Annotated in this window: 10 protein-coding genes and 1 pseudogene; 5 read left to right on the top strand and 6 right to left on the bottom strand. The window is 74.9% G+C overall.

The genetic code is table 11. From position 1 onward, the window contains the following. The 4 genes and pseudogenes from ABZ809_RS34195 to mraZ all read right to left on the bottom strand — a co-directional run. A pseudogene (locus tag ABZ809_RS34195) lies at positions 1 to 267 on the bottom strand (penicillin-binding protein 2); the annotation flags it as partial. 5 nt (positions 268 to 272) lie between these two features. Further along, positions 273 to 878: a septum formation initiator family protein gene (locus ABZ809_RS34190; protein ID WP_357566794.1), complete on the bottom strand. Its 606-nt coding sequence runs from the start codon at positions 876 to 878 to the stop codon at positions 273 to 275. Further along, the gene (rsmH, locus tag ABZ809_RS34185) at positions 868 to 1,980 is read right to left on the bottom strand and encodes a 16S rRNA (cytosine(1402)-N(4))-methyltransferase RsmH (RefSeq protein ID WP_357566796.1); all 1,113 of its coding nucleotides are present in this window, start codon (positions 1,978 to 1,980) and stop codon (positions 868 to 870) included. Before rsmH ends, ABZ809_RS34190 begins: the two co-directional genes overlap by 11 nt. Before the next feature lie 205 nt (positions 1,981 to 2,185). After that, on the bottom strand, positions 2,186 to 2,617 hold the full coding sequence (gene mraZ / locus ABZ809_RS34180) for a division/cell wall cluster transcriptional repressor MraZ (RefSeq protein ID WP_357566793.1): 432 nt from the start codon (positions 2,615 to 2,617) through the stop codon (positions 2,186 to 2,188). Positions 2,618 to 2,973: 356 nt separating this feature from the next. On the opposite strand from mraZ, the gene ABZ809_RS34175 reads away from it, so the two are divergent. Genes ABZ809_RS34175 through ABZ809_RS34165 form a run of 3 tightly spaced genes read left to right on the top strand, consistent with a single transcriptional unit; the run spans position 2,974 to position 5,652 of the window. Further along, positions 2,974 to 4,221: a MurT ligase domain-containing protein gene (locus tag ABZ809_RS34175; protein WP_357566795.1), complete on the top strand. Its 1,248-nt coding sequence runs from the start codon at positions 2,974 to 2,976 to the stop codon at positions 4,219 to 4,221. Continuing rightward, positions 4,211 to 4,930, top strand: coding sequence for a glutamine amidotransferase (locus ABZ809_RS34170; protein WP_357566792.1), 720 nt, complete (start codon positions 4,211 to 4,213; stop codon positions 4,928 to 4,930). Before ABZ809_RS34175 ends, ABZ809_RS34170 begins: the two co-directional genes overlap by 11 nt. Then, positions 4,927 to 5,652 (top strand): VTT domain-containing protein, encoded by a 726-nt coding sequence (locus ABZ809_RS34165; protein ID WP_357566791.1) that lies wholly within the window; start codon positions 4,927 to 4,929, stop codon positions 5,650 to 5,652. Before ABZ809_RS34170 ends, ABZ809_RS34165 begins: the two co-directional genes overlap by 4 nt. A gap of 125 nt (positions 5,653 to 5,777) precedes the next feature. Here the strand turns inward: ABZ809_RS34165 and ABZ809_RS34160 are convergent, their stop codons facing one another. Next, the gene (locus tag ABZ809_RS34160; protein ID WP_357566790.1) at positions 5,778 to 6,434 is read right to left on the bottom strand and encodes a response regulator transcription factor; all 657 of its coding nucleotides are present in this window, start codon (positions 6,432 to 6,434) and stop codon (positions 5,778 to 5,780) included. Beyond that, complete coding sequence (locus tag ABZ809_RS34155) at positions 6,431 to 7,675, bottom strand: sensor histidine kinase (protein WP_357566789.1); 1,245 nt, start codon at positions 7,673 to 7,675, stop codon at positions 6,431 to 6,433. Before ABZ809_RS34155 ends, ABZ809_RS34160 begins: the two co-directional genes overlap by 4 nt. Positions 7,676 to 7,798: 123 nt before the next feature. Between ABZ809_RS34155 and ABZ809_RS34150 the strand changes: the two genes are divergently transcribed. After that, complete coding sequence (locus tag ABZ809_RS34150; protein ID WP_357566788.1) at positions 7,799 to 8,755, top strand: ATP-binding cassette domain-containing protein; 957 nt, start codon at positions 7,799 to 7,801, stop codon at positions 8,753 to 8,755. Next, positions 8,752 to 9,606, top strand: a complete 855-nt coding sequence (locus ABZ809_RS34145; protein ID WP_357566787.1) for a hypothetical protein — start codon at positions 8,752 to 8,754, stop codon at positions 9,604 to 9,606. Before ABZ809_RS34150 ends, ABZ809_RS34145 begins: the two co-directional genes overlap by 4 nt. Positions 9,607 to 9,768: the final 162 nt, after the last annotated feature.

The raw sequence follows: 9,768 nt of genomic DNA, 5'->3' as shown, positions 1-9,768 counted from the left end.
GGCGGGGCGGAACGGGTCGCCGGAGCGGGTGCTGCGCGGGGTCCGGCGCTGCTCGGCGCGGCCGGCGTCGGACTCCCGCTCGGCCCGGCCGCCCGCGCGCTGCTCGCGCACCGTGCGCCCGCGCGGGGTGTACGCCCGGGCGTCGGAGATGCCACCGACCCCCGGCTCGCCGGTGCGCGGCTCGGTGCCCCGGCGGCCGGGGTCACGGGACGAACCGCGCCGGGAGCCCGTGGCGTCCCGGCGCGGTTCCTCCGATCTCGGTGGCACGGTCGTCAGCCTCCCGCGCCCTGCTGGCTGGTGATCGACGGCTGACCGTCGGCCGGCTGCGGCACGCCGATCACCTTGCCGTCGGGCAGCCGGATGTAGGCCGGCTCGCCCGCCTCCACCAGACCGAGCTTGCGGGCCTGGGCCTCCAGGTTGCCCGGGGCCTCCGCGTCGGCGATCTGCTTGCGCAACTGCTGCTGCTCCACGTCGAGCTTGGCCTGCTGCTCCTGGAGCTTCTCCAGCCGGAAGGCGTTCTCGTTGATCTTCGTGTTGACCAGCAGGATGCCGAGCACCCCGCCGACCACCAGCAGCACCACCAGCCCCGCGAACGGCGCCCGCGGCACCCGCACCGGCGGCGGCGGCGCCACCCGCAGCCGGGGCTGGCGCGCCGTGCCGGCGACGTCCCGCTCCGCCGGCCGCAACGCGGCGCTGCCCTGGGTCGGGAACTCGCGCGCCCCCCGGGCGCGAGTTTCCTCCTGCCGGTTCACCCGGTCCGCCCGCGGCGTGCCGGTCCCGATGCGCGTGGCCCGCTCCGCCGCGGTCCGGCCCCCCGACCGCGGTGCGCGCTGCCCGCCGCCGGTGACGTCCCGGCGGTCGCGCTTGTCAATAGTCATGTCCCTCCCCCTCTTCGTCCGTCCCTGTCCCGTCCCCGGGGCCCGCCGGATCCGATCCGGATCCCGTGGACCCCACCCCCGGTTGGTGCATGGCCTTGACCCGCCGGCGGTACCGTTCGCGGTCGGTACGCCCCTGCTGCGCCGTGTCCGGGTCAAGCCGCTCCGCGGCCCGCAGCCGCACCGAGGCGGCTCGCGGGTTCGTGGCGACCTCGACCTCCCCGGGCAGTTCGGCGCCCCGGCTGAGCAGCCGGAACGTCGGACCGGACCCGGGCAGTTCGACCGGGAGGTCGACCGGGCCCTTACTGCGGACCCGGTCAGCGAGCGCCGCCTTGGTGAGCCGGTCCTCCAGCGAGTGGTAGGACAGGACCACCATGCGGCCGCCCACGTTGAGCTTGTCGAGCGCGGCCGGCAGCGCTGCTTCCAGCGCTGCCAGTTCCCTGTTTACCTCGATCCGTAAAGCCTGAAACGTTCTCTTCGCCGGGTGTCCCCCGGTTCGTCGGGCTGGTGCCGGGATGGACTCCCTGACCAGTTCGGCCAGCCGCGCCGACGAGGTGATCCGGGCCCGCTCGCGCTCCCGGAGGATCGCCGAGGCGATCCGGCCCGCGAACTTCTCCTCCCCGTAGACCCGCAACACCCGGGCCAGGTCCGGGTGGGAGTAGGTGTTGACCACCTCCTCGGCGGTCACCCCCCGGGTCTGGTCCATCCGCATGTCCAGCGGAGCGTCCTGCGCGTAGGCGAACCCGCGGTCGGGCGCGTCGAGTTGCAGGGACGAGACCCCCAGGTCGAACAGGACCCCGTCGATCCCCGGGTAGCCCAGCCGGGCGAGCACCTCGGGCAGCTCGTCGTAGACGGCGTGCTCCAGGTGGATGCGATCGGCGAAGCGGGCCAGCCGGACGCGCGCGTGGGCGAGCGCCTCGGTGTCCCGGTCCAGCCCGATCAGCACCGTCTCCGGATGCGCCTCGAGCACCGCCTCGGCGTGCCCGGCCAGCCCCAGCGTCGCGTCGACGTGGACCGTCCGACCGCCCCGGCCCAGCGCGGGGGCCAGCAACTCGAGACACCGCTCGAGCAGCACCGGCACGTGCGTGCCGCGTAGCTCCCCCATGTCGACCCCCACTGGTGTGAAACCCTCGTCCTTCACGCGCCTGTCGCCGGACGACGCCTTGCCGTCGTACCGCCAGATCCCCATCCGCTCCCGCCCTCCGGAGGCCGCGGCCCTCCGATCGGATCGTGCGCCTGGCACCGGGGAAGGGATGCCAGGAACTCGAAAGCGGGTGGAGATCTCGCAGTACGTCGGGCGTCGTCACGCCCTACAGACCGCTGGGCAGCACCCCCTCCTCGATGTCGGCGAAGTCGTCTTCGCTCTCCGCGAGGTAGGTCTCCCACGCGCTCTTGTCCCAGATCTCCACCCGGGTGCTCGCGCCGATCACGACCAGGTCCCGGTCGAGGTCGGCGTACGCCCGCAGGTGGGCCGGGATTGTCACCCGCCCCTGCTTGTCGGGCACCTCGTCGTGCGCGCTGGCGAAGAAGACCCGGCTGTAGGCCCGGGCCGCCTTGTTCGTCATCGGCTGCGCGCGCAACTGCTCCGCGATCCGCTGGAACTCGGGCATCGGGAAGGCATAGAGACAGCGATCCTGCCCTTTGGTGATCACGACACCCCCCGCCAGCTCATCCCGGAACCTCGCCGGAAGGATCAACCGGCCTTTGTCGTCCAGGCGCGGGGTGTGGGTGCCGAGAAACATCGGCCCAACCCCCTCGCCCTTGAGCGGCGTTCGCGGCGCCGCTGACCCCCCGGGCCGGTGGGCCCTCCCGGCCTCACCATCGCGCCCCACTCTACTCCACTTCCCTCCACCCGCAACCAGAATCGCCCGCGTGGCGCGTCCTTTCGGCGCGCAAAACCGCACGTCAACGCGGGTGGAGCGGAGTGGAGGGCCACGCGGCCCCACCGACCCGGTCCGCTTTCCGACATAGATCGACTCCATCCGGCTGAGCACGGTCCGCCCGCCCCGTCGGGTCCCCCCGGCCGAACGGTTCGCGGTCGGCGGCGATCTGGCGGGGTCCCCGGTCCGGTAACCTCGCTCGGGTGACGGACGCGAAGATGCCCCTGCGGGCAAAGGTGGCCAGCTCGGTGTCGCGGACCGCCGCGGCGCTGTCGCGGGCCGCGGGCCGCGGCGACGGCTCGGTGATCGGCGGGTGGATCGGTCTGAAGATCGACCCGGACCTGCTGGCCCACCTGTCGGCCGGGCGCGCCATCGCCCTGATCTCCGGCACCAACGGCAAGACCACCACCACCCGGCTCACCGCCGCCGCGGTCGGGGTGCTCGGCCGGGTCGCCACCAACTCGTTCGGCGCCAACATGCCCACCGGGCACACCTCGGCGCTGGCCAAGGCCGGCAGCACGCCGTACGCGGTGCTGGAGGTGGACGAGCACTACCTCGCCCAGGTGCTGGACGCCACCGAGCCGCACGTGGTGGCGCTGCTCAACCTCTCCCGCGACCAGCTCGACCGGGCCAAGGAGGTCGCCATGATGGCGCAGCTCTGGCGCGCCGCGCTGGTCCGGCACAGCGACGTGCGCATCGTCGCCAACGCCGACGACCCGATGGTGGTGTGGGCCGCGACGCCACCGCCCAACCACGACCACCGGATCGCCCCGCCGCAGGTCACCTGGTTCAGCGCCGGTCAGCGCTGGCACGACGACTCCTGGGTCTGCCCCGAGTGCGGCTCCACCATCCAGCGCTCCGGCGACCAGTGGTGGTGCAGCGGCTGCCCGCTGCGCCGGCCCCAGCCGCAGTGGACGGTGGAGGACGACGGCGTGCTCGACCCGACCGGCGCCTGGCACAAGGTCCAGCTCCAGCTTCCCGGCAAGGTCAACGTCGGCAACGCCGCGACCGCGCTGGCCGTCGCCGCCGAGTTCGGCGTCCGGCCGGTCGACGCGGTGCTCCAGCTCGGCAGCGTCACCTCGGTCGCCGGCCGCTACGCGCAGGTCCAGCGGGAGGGGCGCAACGTCCGGCTGCTGCTGGCGAAGAACCCGGCCAGCTGGCTGGAGGCGTTCGACATGGCCGACGAGGCCCCGACACTGCTCTCCATCAACGCGCGGGACCCCGACGGGCTGGACACCTCCTGGCTCTTCGACGTCGACTTCGCCCCGCTGCGCGGCCGGCAGGTGCTGATCACCGGCGACCGCGCGTACGACCTCGCGGTCCGGCTGGAGGTCAACGACGTGCCCTTCCAGCACGTGCGGACGTTCGACGACGCCGTCCGGTCGGTGCCCCCGGGGCGCCTGGAGGTCATCGCGAACTACACCGCGTTCCAGGACATCCGAGCGGAGTTGGACCGTGTCAACTGAGAGCCTGCGCATCGTCTGGATCTACCCCGACCTGCTCTCCACCTACGGCGACCGCGGCAACGCGCTGATCCTCGCCCGCCGGGCGCGGCAGCGGGGCTTCCCGGTCGAGGTGCTGGAGGTGCGCTCCGACCAGCGGCTCCCCGCCACCGCCGACATCTACCTCATCGGCGGCGGCGAGGACGGCCCGCAGGCGCTCGGCGCGCAGCGGCTGCTCGCCGACGGCGGCCTGCACCGCGCGGTCGCCCAGGGCTCGGTCGTGTTCGGGGTCTGCGCCGGCTACCAGCTCCTCGGCACCTCCTTCTTCGCGAAGGGCACCCGGTGCGCCGGGCTGGAGCTGCTCGACCTCTCCTCCGACCGCGGGCCCACCCGCGCCGTCGGCGAGCTGGCCGGCGACGTCGACCCACGGCTGGGCATACCGGCGCTGAGCGGGTTCGAGAACCACGGCGGCCGCACCCACCTCGGCCCCGGCGTCTCCCCGCTGGCCCGGGTCACCGCCGGGGTCGGCAACGACGGCGCCACCGAGGGGGCGTGGCGGGGCAAGCTGCTCGGCACGTATTCGCACGGCCCGGCCCTGGCCCGCAATCCCGCGCTGGCGGACCTGCTGCTGCGCTGGGCCACGGGCGCGCACCAGCTCCCGCCGCTGGACGACACCTGGTCGGACCGGCTCCGCGCCGAACGCCGCGCCGCGGTGGCCGCCGCCCGGGCATGATCCCGGCCGTCCGGCGGCTGTCGCGGCAGGGTCGGCGGGTCGGCGAGCGGCTCGGCGGAGCCGGCCACCGGCAGTCGGCCGTCCGGTTCGCGCTGCTGCTGTTCCTGCTCGCCGCCTTCGGGGTGGCGCTGCTCGTCGTCCCGCTGCCCGAGCCGCGGGAACTGCCCCGGATGGCCGACCGGCTCGGCGACCTCGCCCCCGTGGCGGCGGTCGCCGGCGGGGCGCTGCTGCTGGTCGCGCTCGTCCCCCGCACCTTCGTCACGCTCGCCTCGGGGGCGATCTTCGGTGCGCTGGAGGGCGCCGCGTACGCGCTGGGCGCCGCGTTGCTGGCGGCGGCGCTCGGCTTCGCGGTGGGCCGCCTGCTCGGGCGGGACTTCGTGGCCGACCGGGTACGCGGCCGGCTGGCCCGCCTGGACGGCTGGTTCACCCGGCAGAGCGTCCTCGGCGTGATCACCGTACGGCTGCTGCCGATCGCCGGCTTCGGCCTGGTCAGCTACGGCTACGGCACCACCGGCGCCCGGGTGCTGCCGTTCCTCGCCGGCAGTGTGATCGCCTCCGCGCCCACCGCCTTCGGCTACGCGGCGGTCGGTGCGGCGGTCACCTCCCCGGGCGACGTCAACTGGTTCGGCGCCGCCCCCGCCGCGCTCGGCCTGATCGCCAGCGTGGTGCTGATCCGCCAGTGGTGGCGCGCCGAACGCCAACGCCGCCGCGCCCCGAACTGAGGTCCGAAGCGCGCCGCGTCCGGGCCGCATCCGAGAGAGATCTTGGAACGAAAGCGCCCCTCCAGGGGCCGTTTCTTGCCAAGATCGGACGCGGGACGGGGCGGGACGCCGGGCGGGCGGTTGTCTCAGGTGGTCGGGGAGACCAGTCCCGCCTCGTAGGCGGCGATGACGAGGTGCACCCGGTCGCGGGCGCCCAACTTCGTGAACAGCCGCGCCACGTGCGCCTTGGCGGTCGCCGCGCTGATCACCAACTCGGTGGCGATCTCGCCGTTGGACAGGCCCCGGCCGACGAGGGTCAGCACCTCACGCTCCCGCTCGGTGACGCCGCCGAGGGTCCGGACCGGGGCGGCGGGTACGGGCCGGCGGGCGAACTCGGCGATGAGCCGGCGGGTGACCCCGGGGGCGATCAGCGCGTCCCCGGCGGCGACCACGCGGATGGCCGCGAGGATGTCGTCGAGCGCCATGTCCTTGACGAGAAAGCCGCTCGCGCCGGCGCGCAACGCCGCGTGCACGTGCTCGTCGTCGTCGAAGGTGGTGAGCACGAGGACGCGGGTTGATCCGCCGTGCGCGGTGATCGTGCGGGTGGCCTGGATGCCGTCCATGCCGGGCATCCGCAGGTCCATCAGCACCACGTCCGGCACGACATCGCGGACCAGCCGCACCGCCTCGGCCCCCGTGCCCGCCTCGCCGACGACGTCGATGTCGGGGGCGTCGGCGATGAGCACCCGCAGGCCGGCGCGGACCAGCGGCTGGTCGTCGACGAGCAGCACCCGGACGGTCACCTGTCCGCCCTCCCGGCCCGCGAGCCGATCGACTCCGACTCCGCCACCACCGGCGGACCCGACTCCGCCACCATCGACGGTAGCCATGCCGCCACCCGGAAGCCGCCCTCGGGGCGTGGCCCGGCGTGGAACCGGCCCGCCAGCAGGGCGACCCGTTCGCGCATGCCGAGGATTCCGTGCCCCTCACCGCCGACCCGGGCGCCCCGGCCCTCGTCGACGATCTCCACGGCGACCTCGTCGGGGCCGTGCTCGACGGTGACCCGGCACCGGTCGGTGCTTGCGTGCCGTACCACGTTGGTGAGCGCCTCCTGCACGATCCGGAACGCGGCAAGGTCGACCTCGGCCGGGACCGGCCGTCGCTCGCCGGACCGCAGCAGCTCCACCCGTACCCCGGCGTCGGCGGCGGCCGCGACCAGCCGGTCGAGGTCGTCCAGCCCGGGCGTCGGGTCCAGCGACGCCGACTCCGACTGCGGGCGGCGCAGCGCGCCGAGCGTACGCCGCAGGCCGGCCAGGGTGTCGCGGCTGGTCGCCTCGATGGTGGCGAGCGCGGCGCGGGCCTGGGCCGGTTGGGTGTCGATGACCCGGGCGCCCACCCCGGCCTGGATGGCGATCACCCCGATGCTGTGCGCGACCATGTCGTGCAGCTCGCGGGCGATGCGCAGCCGCTCGGCGGTGACGGCCTCGGCGGCGGTGTGCGCCCGGACGGCCGCGGCGTAGCCGCGCCGGGCCCGGACCGAGTTGCCGACGGTCCACGCGGTGACGACCGCCAGCACGGAGAGCGTGGCCCGGTTGATGGGGTCGCTGCTGGGGTTCACGAAGCCCGCGGTGACCTGCACGACGAGCACCGCGACGGCCACCGGCACCGAGACCCGGCGCGAGCGGTTCGCCGCGATCAGCCCCACCACCAGGTCGATCGCCAGGAACTGCGCGTACCAGATGTCGGTCAGGTAGCCGTCCTCCGGGACGTTGACGACGACCGTGACCACGCACGCCGCGACGACCATCAGGGCCAGGGCGAGCACCGGGCGGCGGCGCAGCAGACCGGCGGGCGGGGCCACGGCCAGCAGCGGCACCAGGTAACGCGCGGAAAGCCACCAGTCGCCGAACCCCACGCCTGGCCGGCTCGCCGCGACGGCCGGGGCGAGCAGCACGGCGACGGGCAGCAGCGCGACGCCGACCCAGGGCAGGACCGCCCGTGCCAGCGACGCGGCGCGGCGCGGCAGCGGCACGGTGGCGTCCATCCGCCCACGGTAGCCAGCGGGCCGCCGCCCGGGCATCGGCCCGCGGGCGTACGCCCCGGGGCGGGTCTCCGCCCGCCGGATGTGGCCCCCGGTGCGACGCCCGGCCGGCCGCCGGCCGGCAGCGTGGGGCAGGTGATCGAACTTCAGTCCCTGACGAGACGGTACGGCCGCACGACGGCCGTCGACGACCTCACCCTGACCGTGCGCCCCGGGTACGTCACCGGTTTCCTCGGGCCGAACGGCGCAGGCAAGTCCACCACGCTGCGGATGATCCTCGGGCTCACCGCGCCGACCAGCGGCACCGCCACGGTGAGCGGGGTCCGGTTCGCCGGCCGGCCGCGCGGGCTGCGCCACGCCGGGGCGCTGCTCGACGCCGGTGACGTGCACGGCGGGCGCAGCGCCGTGGCCCACCTGTCGGCCCTGGCGCGGAGCAACGGCATACCGCGCGGCCGGGTCGACGAGGTGCTGCGGGAGGTGGGCCTGGCCGGCGCCGCCCGGCGTCGGATCGGCGGCTTCTCGCTCGGTATGCGGCAGCGGCTCGGCATCGCCGCCGCGCTGCTCGGGGACCCGCCCGTGCTGCTCTTCGACGAACCGTTCAACGGGCTCGACCCGGAGGGGGTGCGCTGGGTGCGGGACCTGTTCCGGCGGCTGGCGGCCGAGGGTCGCACGGTCTTCGTCTCCAGCCACCTGATGAGCGAGATGGAGCACTGCGCCGACCGGCTGGTGGTGATCGGCCGGGGCCGGCTGATCGCCGAGCAGAGCCTCGCCGAGTTCGCCGCCCGCAGCACGCGGGCCGGCGTGGCCGTCCGTACGCCCGATGCGGCGGGCATGGCGGCCGCCCTCGAAGCCGCGGGCGCGACGCTGGAGCGGGAAGACCACGACACGCTCCTGGTGACCGGCCTGACGGCCGCCCGGATCGGCGATCTCGCGCTCGCCCACCGGATCGCCGTGCACGGGCTCACGGCCCGCACCGCCTCGCTGGAGGAGGCCTTCATGGAACTCACCGCCGACAGCGCCGAGTACCGCGGTGACCGACGCCCGCAGCCGGCGGCCCACCTCGCCGGGGAGGAGACCCGATGACCACCGTGATCGAGCCGACGCGCCGACCGACCACGACCGACGCCCCGGCCCGCTTCCGGGACCTGGTGGCCGCCGAATGGATCAAGCTGTGGTCGCTGCGGTCGACCCGCTGGACGCTCCCGCTGGTCTTCCTCTTCGTCATCGCGGTCAGCGTCAACGCCAGCCTCGCCGACCACCGGAACTGGCCGGCGTATCCCGAGGGGCGCCGGGAGATGTTCCGCCTGTACGGGCCGGTGCGGGACGCCTTCCCCGAGGCCGGCTACCTGCTGCTGGTCCTCGCCTCGGCCACCCTCGGCGCGCTGACCGTGGTCGGCGAGTACCACAGCGGGCTGATCCGGGCCACGTTCGCCGCCGTACCCGCCCGCCGGGCGGTGGTCGCCGCGAAGGCCACCGTGCTGACCGGGGTCATGCTCGCCTTCGGCGCGGTGACCGCGGCGACCTCGTTCTGGGTGTCCCAGGCGATCCTCGCCGACCGGAACGCCGGCTGGTCGATCGGCGAGCCAGGGGTGCTGCGCGCCGTCGTGGCGAGCGCCGTGCTGGTGCCCGTGTGCGCGCTGGTCGGGATGGGCATGGGCGCGCTCACCCGGCACGCCGCCGCGGCCGTCTTCGCGGCCACGACGGTGCTCCTGCTCCTGCCGATGGTCGTCGACCGCGACGAGCACCGGTGGATCGCCGAGCTGTACGACACCCTGCCCGTCGTCGCCTGGCTGCGGCTGATCGAGGTGCACCCCGACATCCTCAACCCGGTCCCGTACCCGCCCACGGTCGCCGGATCCTGGCTGACCCTCGCCGCATGGTCGCTGGCCGCGGTCCTGGCCGCCGTGACGGTCGTGCACCGCCGCGACCCGTAACCACCCCACCCCGCCCCACCCCACCCCCGCCCGCCCCCGCCCCCGCCCGCCGATCTTGCACTTCCTGCCCCGGCAAAAGCCGCTCATCGCCCATCACAGGGGCCGAAAGTGCAAGATCGCGGGCGGCGGGCGGGGGGCGGCGGGGGGCGGGCGGCGGGGGGC

It is taken from the genome of Micromonospora sp. NPDC047074 (assembly GCF_040643815.1).
In the GTDB taxonomy this organism is placed as follows: domain Bacteria; phylum Actinomycetota; class Actinomycetes; order Mycobacteriales; family Micromonosporaceae; genus Micromonospora.
This window is presented reverse-complemented; position numbering and strand designations above follow the sequence as displayed.